This is a genomic window from Streptomyces sp. NPDC058534, from assembly GCF_042717365.1.
Taxonomy (GTDB): Bacteria; Actinomycetota; Actinomycetes; order Streptomycetales; family Streptomycetaceae; genus Streptomyces.
On sequence record NZ_JBHXNW010000121.1, the window covers coordinates 4,434 to 19,585 of the forward strand.

The 15,152-nt window shown below is 72.5% G+C and carries 15 protein-coding genes; 8 read left to right on the forward strand and 7 right to left on the reverse strand.

Going from position 1 to position 15,152, the window contains the following annotated elements:
• Positions 1-149 precede the first annotated feature (149 nt).
• A complete protein-coding gene (locus tag ACFWR9_RS40455) occupies positions 150-1,922 on the reverse strand; it encodes an acetyl/propionyl/methylcrotonyl-CoA carboxylase subunit alpha (RefSeq protein ID WP_383852014.1) in 1,773 nt (590 codons plus the stop codon).
• A 374-nt stretch (positions 1,923-2,296) separates the two neighbouring features.
• On the opposite strand from ACFWR9_RS40455, the gene ACFWR9_RS40460 reads away from it, so the two are divergent.
• Positions 2,297-2,779 (forward strand): hypothetical protein, encoded by a 483-nt coding sequence (locus ACFWR9_RS40460; protein WP_383852017.1) that lies wholly within the window; start codon positions 2,297-2,299, stop codon positions 2,777-2,779.
• On the opposite strand, the gene ACFWR9_RS40465 is transcribed toward ACFWR9_RS40460, so the two are convergent.
• The 4 genes from ACFWR9_RS40465 to ACFWR9_RS40480 form a co-directional block, all read right to left on the reverse strand.
• A complete protein-coding gene (locus ACFWR9_RS40465; protein WP_383852020.1) occupies positions 2,748-3,368 on the reverse strand; it encodes a nucleoside triphosphate pyrophosphatase in 621 nt (206 codons plus the stop codon). The genes ACFWR9_RS40460 and ACFWR9_RS40465 overlap by 32 nt on opposite strands.
• Before the next feature lie 32 nt (positions 3,369-3,400).
• On the reverse strand, positions 3,401-3,529 hold the full coding sequence (gene mmpB, locus ACFWR9_RS40470; protein ID WP_361352471.1) for a morphogenic membrane protein MmpB: 129 nt from the start codon (positions 3,527-3,529) through the stop codon (positions 3,401-3,403).
• Between the two features lie 136 nt (positions 3,530-3,665).
• Positions 3,666-3,872 carry an acyl-CoA carboxylase subunit epsilon gene (locus tag ACFWR9_RS40475; protein ID WP_383852023.1) on the reverse strand — a complete coding sequence of 69 codons (207 nt, stop codon included), beginning with the start codon at positions 3,870-3,872 and terminating at the stop codon, positions 3,666-3,668.
• Between the two features lie 9 nt (positions 3,873-3,881).
• Positions 3,882-5,474, reverse strand: a complete 1,593-nt coding sequence (locus ACFWR9_RS40480; RefSeq protein WP_383852025.1) for an acyl-CoA carboxylase subunit beta — start codon at positions 5,472-5,474, stop codon at positions 3,882-3,884.
• Positions 5,475-5,584: 110 nt separating this feature from the next.
• Between ACFWR9_RS40480 and ACFWR9_RS40485 the strand changes: the two genes are divergently transcribed.
• Together ACFWR9_RS40485 and ACFWR9_RS40490 are read left to right on the forward strand one after the other, a co-directional pair.
• Positions 5,585-6,448, forward strand: coding sequence for a biotin--[acetyl-CoA-carboxylase] ligase (locus tag ACFWR9_RS40485; protein WP_383852028.1), 864 nt, complete (start codon positions 5,585-5,587; stop codon positions 6,446-6,448).
• A gap of 489 nt (positions 6,449-6,937) precedes the next feature.
• Entirely contained in the window at positions 6,938-8,083 is a 1,146-nt protein-coding gene (locus ACFWR9_RS40490) for an adenylate/guanylate cyclase domain-containing protein (protein WP_383852031.1), read from the forward strand.
• Positions 8,084-8,109: 26 nt separating this feature from the next.
• Here the strand turns inward: ACFWR9_RS40490 and ACFWR9_RS40495 are convergent, their stop codons facing one another.
• Positions 8,110-8,796 (reverse strand): hypothetical protein, encoded by a 687-nt coding sequence (locus tag ACFWR9_RS40495; protein WP_383852034.1) that lies wholly within the window; start codon positions 8,794-8,796, stop codon positions 8,110-8,112.
• Positions 8,797-9,005: 209 nt separating this feature from the next.
• Here ACFWR9_RS40495 and ACFWR9_RS40500 point away from each other — a divergent pair, with 209 nt between their 5' ends.
• The 3 genes from ACFWR9_RS40500 (at position 9,006) to hutH (ending at position 12,709) form a co-directional block, all read left to right on the forward strand.
• Positions 9,006-9,806: an enoyl-CoA hydratase/isomerase family protein gene (locus ACFWR9_RS40500; RefSeq protein WP_383852036.1), complete on the forward strand. Its 801-nt coding sequence runs from the start codon at positions 9,006-9,008 to the stop codon at positions 9,804-9,806.
• A gap of 56 nt (positions 9,807-9,862) precedes the next feature.
• Positions 9,863-11,011, forward strand: coding sequence for a diguanylate cyclase domain-containing protein (locus ACFWR9_RS40505; protein ID WP_383852039.1), 1,149 nt, complete (start codon positions 9,863-9,865; stop codon positions 11,009-11,011).
• Between the two features lie 105 nt (positions 11,012-11,116).
• Entirely contained in the window at positions 11,117-12,709 is a 1,593-nt protein-coding gene (gene hutH / locus ACFWR9_RS40510) for a histidine ammonia-lyase (protein ID WP_383852041.1), read from the forward strand.
• Between the two features lie 62 nt (positions 12,710-12,771).
• Here hutH and ACFWR9_RS40515 read toward each other — a convergent pair whose 3' ends face one another.
• The gene (locus tag ACFWR9_RS40515) at positions 12,772-13,098 is read right to left on the reverse strand and encodes an LPXTG cell wall anchor domain-containing protein (RefSeq protein WP_383852044.1); all 327 of its coding nucleotides are present in this window, start codon (positions 13,096-13,098) and stop codon (positions 12,772-12,774) included.
• A 109-nt stretch (positions 13,099-13,207) separates the two neighbouring features.
• Between ACFWR9_RS40515 and ACFWR9_RS40520 the strand changes: the two genes are divergently transcribed.
• Positions 13,208-13,561 (forward strand): hypothetical protein, encoded by a 354-nt coding sequence (locus tag ACFWR9_RS40520; RefSeq protein WP_383852047.1) that lies wholly within the window; start codon positions 13,208-13,210, stop codon positions 13,559-13,561.
• Positions 13,562-13,782: 221 nt separating this feature from the next.
• Entirely contained in the window at positions 13,783-15,027 is a 1,245-nt protein-coding gene (locus ACFWR9_RS40525; RefSeq protein ID WP_383852050.1) for an Ig-like domain-containing protein, read from the forward strand.
• The last annotated feature ends 125 nt before the right edge of the window (positions 15,028-15,152 follow it).

Here is a 15,152-nt window from a genome sequence, read left to right on the forward strand (position 1 = left end):
GCGCGCCGCGGTCCCGGGGCGTGCTCGTGCTACGCGCGCGCGCCCGCGGGGTCGCGGGCCCCGGCCCCCCCCCCCCCGCGGGGGCCCCCCCCCCGGCGGGACCGGTTGCTTCGGTCCGGCGGGCGCCCCTGACGTCTCCTGCGGGTGCCTCAGTCCTTGATCTCGCAGATGGCGGCGCCGGAGGTCACGGAGGCCCCGATCTCGGCGCCCAGGCCCTTGATGGTGCCGGACTTGTGGGCGTTGAGGGGCTGTTCCATCTTCATCGCTTCTAGTACGACGATCAGGTCGCCCTCCTGGACGTCCTGGCCTTCCTCGACCGCGATCTTGACGATGGTGCCCTGCATCGGGGAGGCGAGGGTGTCGCCGGACGCCGCGGGGCCGGACTTCTTCGCCGCGCGGCGTTTGGGCCGGGCGCCGGCCGCCAAGCCGGTGCGGGCCAGGGACATGCCGAGGCTGGAGGGCAGGGAGACCTCCAGGCGCTTGCCGCCGACCTCGACGACGACCGTCTCCCGGCCGGACTCCTCGTCCGCCTCCGTGTCGGCGGGCGCGTTGAAGGGTTTGATGTCGTTGACGAACTCCGTCTCGATCCACCGGGTGTGGGCCGTGAAGGGGTCGGTGGAGCCGGTCAGCTCCGGTGCGAAGGCCGGGTCGCGGACGACCGTGCGGTGGAAGGGGATGGCGGTGGCCATGCCCTCCACGGTGAACTCGTCCAGGGCGCGGGCGGCGCGCTGGAGGGCTTCCTTGCGGGTGCGGCCGGTGACGATCAGTTTCGCCAGCAGGGAGTCCCAGGCCGGGCCGATCACGCTGCCGGACTCGACGCCGGCGTCGAGGCGGACACCGGGGCCGGTGGGTGCGTCGAAGAGGGTGACGGTGCCGGGGGCGGGCAGGAAGCCGCGGCCCGGGTCCTCGCCGTTGATGCGGAACTCGAAGGAGTGGCCGCGCAGCTCCGGGTCGTCGTAGCCGAGCTTCTCGCCGTCGGCGATGCGGAACATCTCCCGGACCAGGTCGATGCCGGCGACTTCTTCGGTCACCGGGTGCTCGACCTGCAGACGGGTGTTGACCTCCAGGAAGGAGATCGTGCCGTCCGTGCCGACGAGGAACTCCACGGTCCCGGCACCGACGTAGCCGGCCTCCTTCAGGATCGCCTTGGAGGCCGAGTACAGCTGGTCCGTCTGCGCCTGGGACAGGAACGGGGCGGGGGCTTCCTCGACCAGTTTCTGGTGGCGGCGCTGCAGGGAGCAGTCACGGGTGGAGACGACGACGACGTTGCCGTGCTGGTCGGCCAGGCACTGGGTCTCCACGTGGCGGGGCTTGTCGAGGTAGCGCTCGACGAAGCACTCGCCGCGGCCGAACGCGGCCACCGCCTCACGGACGGCGGAGTCGTACAGCTCCGGGACCTCGTCCAGGGTGCGGGCGACCTTCAGGCCGCGGCCGCCGCCGCCGAAGGCCGCCTTGATCGCGATCGGCAGACCGTGCTGTTCGGCGAACGCGACGACCTCGTCCGCGCCGGAGACCGGGTCGGGGGTGCCCGCGACCAGCGGGGCGCCCGCGCGCTGCGCGATGTGCCGGGCGGCCACCTTGTCGCCCAGGTCACGGATGGCGTGCGGGGGCGGACCGATCCAGATCAGATCCGCGTCCAGGACCGCCTGGGCGAACTCGGCGTTCTCGGACAGGAATCCGTAGCCGGGGTGAACGGCGTCCGCGCCCGACTCCCGCGCGGCCTTCAGGACCTTCTCGATGTCCAGATAGCTGGTGGCGGGGGTGTCACCACCCAGGGCGAACGCCTCATCAGCGGCACGGACGTGCAGAGCGTCCCGGTCCGGGTCCGCGTAGACGGCCACGCTCGCGATCCCCGCGTCCCGGCAGGCCCGGGCCACACGAACAGCGATTTCGCCACGATTGGCGATGAGCACCTTGCGCACGATTGAGGCTCCCTCCTTGAAACAAGCCGATTTTAGGGACTGCCGACACGGCACTTCGACCCGTCCCCAATGGTGAGCTTGCCCACACGGAGCGTGATTCGAGGCTCGCTCGACCCGCGAAAGCCCTTGTAATACCGCGGTACGCAGGGCTCATGGGGGAAACCCTAGCTCTCCCGTGTGGTCAAGGTCTCTGTAAGGGCGTGCTGCGGGCCACTCCGTTTCTTTGTCGAGTCCCTACTAATGGCCCAATGATTCTTTGCTCGCGGCAGACCCCTTGTCGCGAGGTTTACCGGTTAGTAGCGTTCTGGCTGTCTCGAACGTACTTGGGGTAACAGCTGTCCTGTGCGGCAGCGGTCGAAGGTGGGTGGGGACCGGTGTCAGTGCGCAGGCCGGTGGCGTGGATCGTGACGGTCGTGCTCTTCCTGGAGGCGGTCGGCGTCGCGGCGCTGAACTGGTTCCTGGGGATCGTCGTCGACCGGCAGGACATGTCCCTGGCCGGTCTCGACCCGGGCATGATGTCCGTGTCCTCGAAGATCGGCGGGGTCGTCTTCGGGCTCTACTTCGCGCTGTGCGGGCTGGTCGCCCTGCTCGTGGCGATCCGCGACCGCGCGCCCTCCGGGCTCGGCCGGATCCTGCTGATCAGCGCGGCCGTGGTGCACGGGCTGCTCGGGGCCTTCACCTGGGGACTGGTGGGCCCCGGCGCCTTCGTCTTCATGATCGTCGTACTCGGTCTCATCGTGCTGCTGCTGATGACCTACGACGCCCATGAGCGGCCCGCGTCCGAGGCGCGCCCCGAGGACGGCAAGGGCGACGACAGCTCTCCGGTCAGCCCGCCGCCGGCGCCCACAACTCCGTGATGCCGATCCCCAGTTCGGCGAGCAGCCGCCGCAGCAGGGGCAGGCTGAGGCCGATCACGTTGCCGTGGTCCCCGTCGATGCCGTCGATGAACGGGGCCGAGCGGCCGTCCAGGGTGAACGCCCCGGCGACGTACAGCGGCTCCCCGGAGGCCACGTAGGCCGCGATCTCCTCGTCGGTCGGCTCGCCGAAGCGGACGACGGTGGAGGCGGTGGCCGAGACGTGGCGGCCGGAGGCGGTGTCCCAGACGCAGTGGCCGGTCTGCAGGGTGCCCGCCCGGCCGCGCATCGCCTTCCAGCGGGCTGTCGCCTCCTCGGCGTCCGCCGGCTTGCCGAGGGCCTGGCCGTCCAGGTCGAGCACCGAGTCGCAGCCGATCACCAGGGCGCCGTGCACCTCGGGCTTCGCGGCCACGACGGAGGCCTTGGCCTCGGCCAGGGCGAGGGCCAGCTCGGCGGGGGTGGGGGCGGTGACGGCGTCCTCGTCGACCCCGCTCACGAGTACCTCGGGGGCCAGGCCGGCCTGGCGGAGCAGGCCCAGTCGGGCCGGGGACTGGGAAGCTAGGACGAGTCGCCTGCGGCGCTGAGCAGTCATGCGGTCAGGCTAGCCACAAGGGTGGGGCCGGTTCATCCCAGCCCGAGCACGATCATCGCGAGCACCATGGCCATGGCCAGGAGAACGCTCAGCCGTCGCAGCATGTGCTGCATGTCGCGCAGTTCTTCGGGCGGCTCGTTCTTGGGGTCGGACCACAGCATGGCACCAGCGTGCGGCTTGGGCGGGGGGCGGCGCGTGAGTACGGGTACCTAGATTGGGGCGCGGGGTTGCTCCGACGTGCGCACACGCGGCGGAGCCGCATATCGGCACAGCCCCGCGCCCCTGGGTGGGCTGCCCTCAGCTTGGCCAGAAGGTGCGGCCCCATGAGGCCGGGCCCGGGTGGGGGAGATGGGCCGACGCGATCCTGGACGGGTCGGACCACGCGTCGCGTGGGCCCTGGGTGCCGGACGGCTCCGATTCCGCCGCTGCCGCGCGGGCCCTGACCACCGTCAGGGCCGCGGCCAGTTCCTCCGGGGTCGGGTTGCCCCGTACGACCTTGATCACAGCGGCTCCTTACAGGGGGATGTTGCCGTGCTTCTTCGGGGGGAGTGATTCGCGCTTGGTGCGCAGTTGGCGCAGGCCGCGGACGATGTGGCGGCGGGTGTCGGACGGCATGATCACCGCGTCCACGTAGCCGCGTTCGGCCGCCGTGTAGGGGTTGAGGAGGGCGTCCTCGTACTCCTGGATCAGGCGGGCGCGGGTGGCCTCGGCGTCGTCACCGGCCTCGGTGATCGTGCGGCGGTGCAGGATGTTGACCGCGCCCTGGGCGCCCATGACGGCGATCTGGGCGGTCGGCCAGGCCAGGTTGAGGTCGGCGCCCAGGTGCTTGGAGCCCATGACGTCGTAGGCGCCGCCGAAGGCCTTGCGGGTGATGACCGTGATGAGCGGGACGGTGGCCTCGGCGTAGGCGTAGATCAGCTTGGCGCCGCGGCGGATGATGCCGTCGTGCTCCTGGTCGACGCCGGGCAGGAAGCCGGGGACGTCCACGAAGGTGATCACGGGGACGTTGAAGGCGTCGCAGGTGCGGACGAAGCGGGCCGCCTTCTCGGACGCGGTGATGTCCAGGCAGCCGGCGAACTGCATCGGCTGGTTGGCGACGATGCCGACCGGGCGGCCCTCGACGCGGCCGAAGCCGGTCAGGATGTTCGGTGCGAACAGCGCCTGGGTCTCGAAGAACTCCGCGTCGTCGAGGACGTGCTCGATGACGGTGTGCATGTCGTACGGCTGGTTCGCCGAGTCCGGGACGATCACGTCCAGCTCGGCGTCCTCGTCGGTGACCGCCAGGTCGGTCTCCTCGGGGAAGGCGGGCGGCTCGGAGAGGTTGTTGGACGGCAGGTACGACAGCAGCTGCTTGACGTACTCGATGGCGTCCTTCTCGTCGCCGGCCATGTGGTGCGCCACGCCCGAGTTGGTGTTGTGGGTGCGGGCGCCGCCCAGCTCCTCGAAGCCGACGTCCTCGCCGGTGACGGTCTTGATGACGTCGGGCCCGGTGATGAACATGTGCGAGGTCTGGTCGACCATGACCGTGAAGTCGGTGATCGCCGGGGAGTAGACCGCGCCGCCCGCGCAGGGGCCCACGACCAGGCTGATCTGCGGGATGACGCCGGAGGCGTGGGTGTTGCGGCGGAAGATCTCGCCGTAGGCGCCGAGCGAGGCGACGCCCTCCTGGATGCGGGCGCCGCCGGAGTCGTTGATGCCGATGACCGGGCAGCCGGTCTTCAGCGCGAAGTCCATGACCTTGACGATCTTCTGGCCGTAGACCTCGCCCAGTGCGCCGCCGAAGACGGTGAAGTCCTGGGAGAACACGGCGACGGGGCGGCCGTCGACGGTGCCGTAGCCGGTGACGACGCCGTCGCCGTAGGGGCGGTTGGCGTCCAGGCCGAAGTTGGTGGAGCGGTGCCGGGCGAACTCGTCCAGCTCGACGAAGGAGCCCTCGTCGAGCAGGAGCTCGATGCGCTCGCGGGCTGTCAGCTTGCCCTTGGCGTGCTGCTTCTCCACGGCACGTGAGGAACCGGCGTGCGTCGCCTCCTCGATACGGCGCGTCAGATCCGCGAGCTTGCCCGCGGTCGTGTGGATGTCGGGCTGCTGCTCTTCCGGCTCGGACATCGGGATGCGGCTCCCTGCCTGCTCAAAAGGGGGGACGGTTACTCGTTCGTAGAGTAGTAGGGGCTGTTCCTATCGGCAGTGCGGTGTTTCCCACACCTAGTGTGGGTTGCATGACGCCCCGAGATGCCTCTGGCTCCCCGAACAACCGGTGGTCCGACCTGGACCGGCCGCCCCTCAACGGCACGGCCCTGCGCCGGGCGCTGGTGCGGCAGGGAGGGCTGTGGCGCCAGGTGGACGTGGTACAGCGGACCGGCTCCACCAACTCCGACCTCGTGGCCCGCGCCGCCGAGGAGGGGCTTGAGGAGGGGGCCGTCCTGATCGCCGAGGAGCAGACCGCCGCGCGGGGGCGGCTGGACCGGCAGTGGACGGCACCGCCGCGCTCCGGGCTCTTCTTCTCCGTGCTGCTGCGGCCCACCGGGGTGCCGGTGGCCCGCTGGGGCTGGCTGCCGCTGCTGACCGGCGTGGCCGTGGCGACGGGGCTCTCCCGGGTGGCGGGCGTCGACACGGCGCTGAAGTGGCCCAACGACCTGCTGGTGACCGTCGGCGACGAGGAGCGCAAGGCCGGCGGCATCCTCGCCGAGCGGGCCGGTGACGGCGTCGTCATCGGCGTCGGCGTCAACGTCAGTCTCCGGGCCGACGAGCTGCCGGTCCCGCTGGCCGGGTCGCTGGCGCTGGCCGGGGCCGTCAACACCGACCGGGACCCGCTGCTGCGGGGCGTGCTGCGGTCGCTGGAGGACTGGTACGGGCGGTGGCGGTCGGCGGAGGGCGACCCGGTGGCCAGCGGACTCCAGGAGACCTACGCGGCCGGATGCGCGACGCTCGGGCGCGTGGTGCGGGCCGAGCTGCCGGGGGACCGGTCGCTGGTCGGGGAGGCGGTGGCCGTGGACGGGGACGGGCGGCTGGTGCTGGCCACCGGGGCGGGGGTGCAGGAGCCGGTGGGGGCGGGGGACATCGTGCACTTGCGGTTGGCCTGATGCCGGTTCGGGGGCCGGCTCGGGGTGGGGCCGAGGGGGGGCGGGCTCATGGTCGGGTGCGGGCTGGGGCCCGGGGGCGTACGGGAGTGCGGTGGTTTCAGGGCGGGGGCCGGGGGTGCGGGGGCCGGTGGGGGCGGGGGACGTCGTGGGCCTGCGGTTGGCGTGACCGCGGTTCGGGGGGCAGGCTCGGGGCGAGCAGGGTCCAGTGCGGGCTCGGGCCGGCGGGCGTACGGGAGGGCGGTGGCTTCGGGACGGGGTCGGGGCGTCGTTCAGGCGGGCGAGCGGCGGCCTTTGGGGCAGGCGCGAGGGTGCGTGTCGAGCGGGAGAGCGCCGGGGCTCGCGCAGATCGGAGGTGCGGGCCGGGCGGGAGGACCGCGGCCCCGGACGCGGGCTCGGAGTGCGGGCCGCACGGCGGTGAGCTGGGGCACACCTGACGTAAAGTTGTGGCCGGTCGATATCTGACCGCGGCAGATCGGAAGGGCAGCAGGCTTGAGCGTCGACGACACGGGCTCCGGCGCGGACGGGGACGGCCGGGTGGACCCCGAGCCCGCCCCGGACTCCGCCGACTCCGGCGAGGACCCGCTCGCGCTGCGCCTCGAAGGGCTCATCCTGGGCGCCGAGCGCCGCTACACCCCCTTCCAGGCCGCCCGCAGCGCGGGCGTCTCCATGGAGCTGGCCTCCCGTTTCTGGCGCGCGATGGGCTTCGCCGACATCGGCCAGGCCAGGGCGCTCACCGAGGCCGACGTCCTCGCCCTGCGGCGGCTGGCCGGTCTGGTGGAGGCGGGGCTGCTCAGCGAGGCGATGGCCGTGCAGGTGGCCCGGTCCACCGGGCAGACCACCGCCCGGTTGGCCGAGTGGCAGATCGACTCCTTCCTGGAGGGCCTGACCGAGCCCCCCGAGCCCGGGATGACGCGCACCGAGGTGACGTACCCGATCGTCGAGCTGCTCCTGCCCGAGCTGCAGGAGTTCCTCGTCTACGTCTGGCGCCGCCAGCTCGCCGCCTCGGCGGGCCGGGTCGTGCAGGCCGCCGACGACGAGGAGATGGTGGACCGGCGGCTCGCGGTCGGCTTCGCCGACCTGGTCGGCTTCACCCGGCTGACCCGCCGGATGGAGGAGGAGGAACTCGGCGAGCTGGTCGAGGCCTTCGAGACCACCGCCGCCGACCTGGTCGCCGCGCGCGGCGGGCGGCTGATCAAGACCCTCGGCGACGAGGTGCTCTACGCCGCCGACGACCCCGGAACGGCTGCCGAAATCGCGCTGCTCCTCGTCGAGACGATGGCGAACGACGAGACCATGCCGGAACTGCGCGTCGGCATCGCCTTCGGCACGGTCACCACCCGGATGGGCGACGTCTTCGGTTCGACCGTGAACCTGGCCTCCCGGCTGACCTCGATAGCTCCCCGTGACGCCGTCCTCGTGGACGCCGCGCTCGCGGAGGAGCTGATCCGCACGCGGGACGCGCCGGCCTCGGAGGCGGTCGCGGCCGAGGAGGCCGCCGCCGCGGAGAAGGCGGGCGAGGACCCGCCGTCGTACCGCTTCGCGCTGCAGCCGATGTGGCAGCGTCCGGTGCGCGGTCTCGGCGTGGTCGAGCCCTGGCTGCTCACCCGCCGGAGCGACGACGGCGGCGAGGGGTAGGGCCCGAGGGGGCTCCCCAGCGGCCGTCAGTCACCGCCGCGCAGGTCCACGCAGAGGCCGATGACCGGCACGCACAGGCCCGGATCGTGGGGTTCCGGGGCGGGTGTCGAGGGTGTGCCGCGGTCAGGTGGCGGGGTCGGCGTGGGGCGCGGGGCGGGCGCGTCGGAGTGCGGGGGCCGTGGGGCGTGGGTGGAGCCCGGTGGCCGTGGAGAGTTCGGCGCGCCCGGGGTGCCGGCCCGGTCTTCGGGCGGGTTCGGAGCGTCGGGGATGGTCGTCGTGCCGGAGGACGAGGACGAGGACGAGGACGAGGACGAGGACGACGACGAGGACGACGACGAGGCCGAGGCCGCGGGGTGGGGCGTGGACGGGGCCGGTATCAGTCCTCCCGCCGGGGAGCCGCTCAGGCCGCCCATGGCGGAGGTCGCCGAGGGGCTCACGCCGGACGGACCCGCGGTGCGGGCGGCGCCCGGTGTCCTCGCCCGGTCCGTCGCGGTCTCGCGGCCCCCGCCCGGGTCCACGCGCGGCGCGGCCTCCGCGCCGAAGCCGCCCGCGTCGCCGCCCGGCTCGGGCAGCAGGCGTACGAGGCTCAGGGCGCCGGCCGCGAACGCCAGGCCGCCCGCGGCCAGCAGCACCTTGCGGGGGCGCGGTCGGCGGTGCCGGCCGCGGCGGCCCCCATGGTGCGGTCGTCCGGTCGGTGTGCCGGTCGTCGTCATGAACCCTCCCGGTGTCCACGGGCCCCCGCCGCGCCGTGGCGGGGCGACGCTACGGGGTGCCGGTGGTCCGGGTGCGGCGGTCGGCCGGATGTCACTCGAACGGGTGGGCGGCCTGGCGCGGGGGCGGGGCGGGTCCGGCCTTCCGCCGCGCGGGCGCGCCTGCGATGATCGGACGGTCGGCTGTTAACACGCGTTAACCGGAGGGTGTCATGAGCGAGGAGCGGTTCGGAGATTTTGTCCTGGTGCGGCGGCACGGGGACGGGCATGTCGCGGAGCTCGCGCTCGACCGGCCGAAGGCCATGAACGCCGTCTCGACCGCGATGGCCCGGTCCGTCGCCGAGGCGTGCGCGGCGCTCGCCGAGGACCGGGGCGTGCGGGCCGTGGTGCTGACCTCGACCCACGAGCGGGCGTTCTGCGTCGGCGCCGACCTGAAGGAGCGCAACTCCTTCTCCGACGCCGACCTGCTGCGCCAGCGGCCGGTGACGCGGGGCGCGTACACCTCGGTGCTGGAGCTGCCGGTGCCGACGATCGCGGCCGTGCACGGCTTCGCGCTGGGCGGCGGGTTCGAGCTGGCGCTGTCCTGCGACGTGATCGTGGCCGACCCCACGGCGGTGGTCGGGCTGCCCGAGGTGTCCGTCGGGGTGATACCGGGCGGCGGCGGTACGCAGCTGCTGCCGCGCCGGGTGGGGGCGGCGCGCGCAGCCGAGCTGGTGTTCACGGCGCGCCGGGTGGAGGCCGCGGAGGCGCGCGAGCTGGGGCTGGTGGATCAGCTGGTGGACGAGGGCGAGGACCGGGCGGAGGCGCTGGAGCTGGCCTCACGGATGGCCGCGAACTCGCCGGTGGGGCTGCGGGCGGCCAAGCGTGCGCTGCGGCTCGGGCACGGACTGGATCTGCGGGCGGGCCTTGAGGTCGAGGACGCGGCGTGGCGGGCGGTGGCGTTCTCGGGCGACCGGGCGGAGGGGGTGGCGGCGTTCAACGAGAAGCGGGCGCCGCGGTGGCCGGGAGAGTAGTCCCCGTTCGCCCTGCTTGAGTCACGTTTCCGACTGAAAATCCCTAGCCTGGAGTGATGGGTGAGGACAGACGGCTGGCGGCGGTGGTGGCACTGGCGCAGGGCATGGCCGCCGCGCACAGCTCCCGCGAGGCGTGGCGGGCGGCGGCGGCCGGTGCGTGTCTGGCACTGGGCGGCAGCTTCGCCGCGCTCTCGGTGTGGGAGCGCGAGCTGGGCCGGCTCCGGGTCCTCGTGAACGTGGGCAGGCGGGCCGAGGACGAGGAGGAGTTCCCGGACGACGAGTCCTACCCGGTGCACCAGTTCGCGGAGATCACCGAATTCCTGCACGAGCGCTGGGCCGGCGGTGGTGAGCCCGACGCCTGGGTGGAGACGGCCGAAGGTCCCGCCGACGGGCAGCCGGAGTACGTCCACCAGCGGGTCGCCGCGCTGCGGCGCCGGGGGCGCGGCTGCTGCGTCGTCGCACCGATCGTGCTGCACGGCCGCGCCTGGGGCGAGCTGTACGTGGCCCGCCCGGTGGGAGACCCGGTCTTCGCGCGGCCCGACGCCGACTTCGCCACCGTGCTGGCCTCGGTCGTGGCCGCCGGGATCGCGCAGGCCGAGCGTCTTGAGGAGGTCAGGCGCCTCGCGTACACCGACGCGCTGACCGGGCTGGCCAACCGCCGCGCCGTGGACGCGGCGCTGGACGAGGCCGTCGAGCGGCACCGCAGGGACGACGTGGTCGTCAGCCTCGTCGTCTGCGATCTGAACGGCCTCAAGCGGGTGAACGACACGCACGGGCACGCCGTCGGGGACCGGCTCCTGGAGCGGTTCGGGTCGGTGCTGTCGCTGTGCGGGGCGATGCTGCCGGGGGCGCTGGCCGCGCGGCTGGGCGGCGACGAGTTCTGCCTGCTTGCGGTCGGGCCGTCCGCCGACGAGGTGGGCAAGGCCGCCGAGGAGCTGTGCCGGCGCGCCGCCGAACTGGAGCTGGGTGACGGGGTGGCCTGCGGGGTCGCGTCCACGGCGGACGAGGTCGGGCCGGTGCGCTCCGCCCGCCGGCTGTTCCGGCTCGCCGACGCCGCCCAGTACCGCGCCAAGGCCGAGCGGTCGGCCGGACCGGTCGTCGCGGGCCGCGAGGGACCCGACGACCCCGTCGTACGCCTCGCCGACGAGCCGTCCCGGGAGGAGGGCGGGGAGCGCCGACGGTTCCGGGGGCGGCACTCGCCGTAGGGGCGGGTCCGGGCGAGGGGTGAAGCCGGTAAGGGGTGAAACCAGTGCCCGATGGTGACGCGTCCCCTCGTGACATCAAGGAATTCACTGCGTACGCTCCTGAATATGGATATGCACACTGTGGTGAACGGGGAAGGCGCGAAGCGCGGCCTTGAAAGGGTGGTGGTGGGTGACGGGCGGGCGTCGGGGGTGACCGCGTCCGACGTTCTCGCCGTGGCGCGCGCCGGCGCCCGGGTCGAGCTCTCCGACGAGGCGGTGGCCGCCCTGGCCGCGGCCCGCGACATCGTGGAGGCGCTGGCCGCCAAGCCGGAACCCGTGTACGGGGTGAGCACCGGCTTCGGCGCCCTGGCGACCCGGCACATCAGCCCGGAACTGCGCGCTCAGCTCCAGCGCAACATCGTCCGCTCGCACGCCGCCGGGATGGGCCCGCGGGTGGAGCGCGAGGTGGTCCGCGCGCTGATGTTCCTGCGGCTGAAGACCGTCTGCTCCGGCCGTACCGGCGTCCGCCCCGAGGTGGCGCGGACCATGGCCGACGTGCTGAACGCCGGGATCACCCCGGTCGTGCACGAGTACGGCTCCCTGGGCTGCTCCGGCGACCTCGCGCCGCTGTCGCACTGCGCGCTGACCCTCATGGGCGAGGGAGACGCCGAGGGCCCCGACGGCACCGTGCGCCCGGCCGGCGAGCTGCTCGCCGAGCACGGGATCACGCCGGTCGAACTGCGCGAGAAGGAGGGCCTCGCCCTTCTCAACGGCACCGACGGCATGCTCGGCATGCTGGTCATGGCCCTCGCCGACCTCGACACCCTCTACAAGTCCGCCGACGTCACCGCCGCGCTGACCATGGAGGCCCTGCTCGGCACCGACAAGGTGCTCGCCCCCGAGCTGCACGCCATCCGCCCGCACCCCGGGCAGGCCGCCAGCGCCGCCAACATGCTCGCCGTGCTCGACGGCTCGGGCCTGACCGGCCACCACCAGGACGACGCCCCCCGCGTCCAGGACGCCTACTCGGTGCGCTGTGCGCCGCAGGTCGCCGGTGCCGGACGCGACACCATGGCGCACGCGGGGCTGGTCGCCGAGCGCGAGCTGGCGTCGGCCGTGGACAACCCCGTGGTGCTGCCCGACGGGCGGGTGGAGTCCAACGGCAACTTCCACGGCGCCCCGGTCGCCTACGTCCTGGACTTCCTCGCCGTGGCCGTCGCCGACCTCGGGTCCATCGCCGAGCGGCGCACCGACCGGCTGCTCGACAAGAACCGCAGCCACGGCCTGCCGCCCTTCCTCGCCGACGACGCGGGCGTCGACTCCGGGCTGATGATCGCCCAGTACACGCAGGCGGCCCTGGTCGGCGAGTTGAAGCGGCTCGCCGTCCCGGCCTCGGCGGACTCGATCCCGTCCTCCGCGATGCAGGAGGACCACGTGTCCATGGGCTGGTCGGCGGCGCGCAAGCTGCGCACGGCCGTCGACAACCTCGCCCGCGTGATCGCCGTCGAGCTGTACGCCGCCACGCGCGCGATCCAGCTCCGCGAGGGCCTTGCCCCGGCCCCGGCCTCGCGGGCCGTCATCGACGCCGTACGGGCCGCCGGTGTCGAGGGGCCTGGACCGGACCGCTACCTGGCGCCCGACCTCGCCGCGGCGGACGCCTTCGTGCGGGCCGGGCACCTGGTCGCGGCGGCGGAGACGGTCACCGGACCGCTGCGCTAGCTGTACCGCCCGGCCCGGCGACGCGCGAGGGGCCCTGTCCGCGGACAGGGCCCCTCGTTTCGTCAAAAATCGAGGCGTTCCCGGCGCACCGAGTACCCGACGAAGCCGGCGCCGAGCCCGAGGCACAGGGCGCCGCCGATGACGTACGGAGTGCTGTCGAAGCTGCCGGTGTCGGCCAGGCGGGTCGTGCCCTCGTCGGTGGTCGTGGTGGCCGTCGTGTCCGTGGACGCGACCCTGGCCTGGGCCGTGACCTGCGGAGACGGGGTCGCGGCCGCGGACTCGAACACGGGTGTGTCGGGTGTCGCGTTCGCCGACGGGACGAACCACAGGGCACACAGGAGACCCCCCGCGGCGGCGACGGTCAGCAACGGACGGCGAGCGGATGACACGGAATATCGATCCCCTTGTGGCGCTGGCGAATTGGCCGTGTGGGCAGATGTTAGTGAAAGGCGCGGGTCACAGGAAAGTCACGGGAGCGGTCGGCCTTACGCTCCGGGCATGACCACTCCAGAGACATCCCGGTTCGTCCGCATTCGCGTCGAGCTTGTCGTCGAGATCGACGATGACGAGGCCCTCACCGGGGCCGCGCTGCAGAGCCTCGCCGACGACCCGGACCTGCCCGGCGCGGAACGCGCCCGGTCCGAGCGCGCTGTGACGGAGGACACCGCCGAGGCCCTGGCCCACCTCGTCGACCCGTTCGACCTGGTCGGCGGGGTGCCCGGGGTCGAGCTCCAGCAGGCCTCCTGGAGTAGTGAGCAAATCGACTACGACCCCGACTCGCCCGAGTGGGACCTGCACGAGGATGATGACGACGAGAACGACCCGGAGGACGACGAAATGAGGGTCGGCTGACGCCGCGTGGGGAAATTCGTGACCCCGGGTGGCAACCACCACCCGGGGTTTCGTCGTCTCAAAGTGCGCACTGACCGACCCCGCGCCCCCGCCCTGATGGGTAAACGTGGCGTGACCCACACCCGCGAGCCATGTGGAACGGGACGAACCGGTCGTAGCGTTGAAAGTTATTGACGGGTATCTCGGGGTTTCGGGAATCGGCAACGATGGAGAAGCGTGTGATGACGGACGGTAAGCGGCGCAAGGGCCTGGCGGCCGCGTCCGCACTGCTCGGCGGTGTGCTGGTGCTCTCTGCATGTTCCAGCGGCGACGCCGGCGCCTCCGGTGGGGACGGGAAGACCTCGCAGGCCGAGGTCGACGAGGCAGCGGCCAAGAAGACGTCCGAGGCCCAGATCAAGATCACGCCAAAGGGCGGCTCGGACAACGCCTCCATCAACAACGGCGCCGGCGTCACCGTGAGCAAGGGCACGCTCACGGAGGTGAAGATGACCGCCTCCGACGGCACCGCCGTCGACGGCGAGATATCCGCCGACAAGACCAGCTGGAAGCCCAGCGGTCAGCTGGAGCGGGCCACCAAGTACCGGATCACGGCGACCGCCGAGGACTCCGACGGCCGCGCCGCCCACGAGAACGCGTCGTTCACCACGGTCTCCCCGGAGAACAGCTTCATCGGCACCTTCACGCCGGACGACGGCAAGACCGTCGGCGTCGGGATGCCCGTGTCGATCAACTTCGACAAGGAGATCACCGACAAGGCCGCCGTCCAGAAGGGCATCACGGTCAACACCAGCAGCGGCCAGGAGGTCGCCTGCCACTGGTTCAGCACCCAGCGCATGGACTGCCGCCCCGAGAAGTACTGGACGGAGAACTCGACCGTCACCCTCAAGCTGGCGCTCGACGGGGTCGAGGGCGCCGACGGTGTCTACGGAGTCCAGCAGAAGTCGGTCACCTTCAAGATCGGCCGCAACCAGGTCTCCTACGTCGACGCCAAGACCAAGCAGATGAAGGTCACGCAGGACGGCAAGACGGTCAAGACCATCCCGATCTCGGCCGGCTCGCCCGAGAACAAGACCTACGAAGGCCAGATGGTGATCTCCGAGAAGTTCAAGGAGACCCGGATGAACGGCTCGACCGTCGGCTTCACCGACGACGACGGCAAGGGCGAGTACGACATCAAGGACGTGCCCCACGCCATGCGGCTGAGCACCTCCGGCACCTTCATCCACGGCAACTACTGGGGCAAGGGCATCTTCGGCAAGGCCAACACCAGCCACGGCTGCGTGGGCCTCGCGGACGCCAAGGGTGCCAACGACCCGAACACGCCGGGCTCGTGGTTCTTCGACAACTCGGTCATCGGTGACGTGGTCGTCGTCCAGAACACCGGCGACAAGACCATCGCCCCGGACAACGGCCTCAACGGCTGGAACATGGACTGGGCCCAGTGGAAGGCCGGTTCGGCGGTCTGACCCGAGCCGGTCCGGCCGGGGGGGGGGCCCCCCCCCCCCCCCCCCCCCCCCCCCCCCCCCCCCCCCCCCCCCCCCCCCCCCCCCCCGCCAGAAAAAAAAAAACAACAAACCCACCCACAAAAAGG

Coding starts and splice junctions, on each gene's coding strand:
- ACFWR9_RS40465 (WP_383852020.1), bottom strand. CDS start 3,368: ATGACTGCTCAGCGCCGCAGGCGACTCGTCCTAGCTTCCCAGTCCCCG.
- mmpB (WP_361352471.1), bottom strand. CDS start 3,529: ATGCTGTGGTCCGACCCCAAGAACGAGCCGCCCGAAGAACTGCGCGAC.
- ACFWR9_RS40480 (WP_383852025.1), bottom strand. CDS start 5,474: ATGTCCGAGCCGGAAGAGCAGCAGCCCGACATCCACACGACCGCGGGC.
- ACFWR9_RS40485 (WP_383852028.1), top strand. CDS start 5,585: ATGACGCCCCGAGATGCCTCTGGCTCCCCGAACAACCGGTGGTCCGAC.
- ACFWR9_RS40495 (WP_383852034.1), bottom strand. CDS start 8,796: ATGACGACGACCGGCACACCGACCGGACGACCGCACCATGGGGGCCGC.
- ACFWR9_RS40500 (WP_383852036.1), top strand. CDS start 9,006: ATGAGCGAGGAGCGGTTCGGAGATTTTGTCCTGGTGCGGCGGCACGGG.
- ACFWR9_RS40505 (WP_383852039.1), top strand. CDS start 9,863: ATGGGTGAGGACAGACGGCTGGCGGCGGTGGTGGCACTGGCGCAGGGC.
- hutH (WP_383852041.1), top strand. CDS start 11,117: ATGGATATGCACACTGTGGTGAACGGGGAAGGCGCGAAGCGCGGCCTT.
- ACFWR9_RS40520 (WP_383852047.1), top strand. CDS start 13,208: ATGACCACTCCAGAGACATCCCGGTTCGTCCGCATTCGCGTCGAGCTT.
- ACFWR9_RS40525 (WP_383852050.1), top strand. CDS start 13,783: ATGACGGACGGTAAGCGGCGCAAGGGCCTGGCGGCCGCGTCCGCACTG.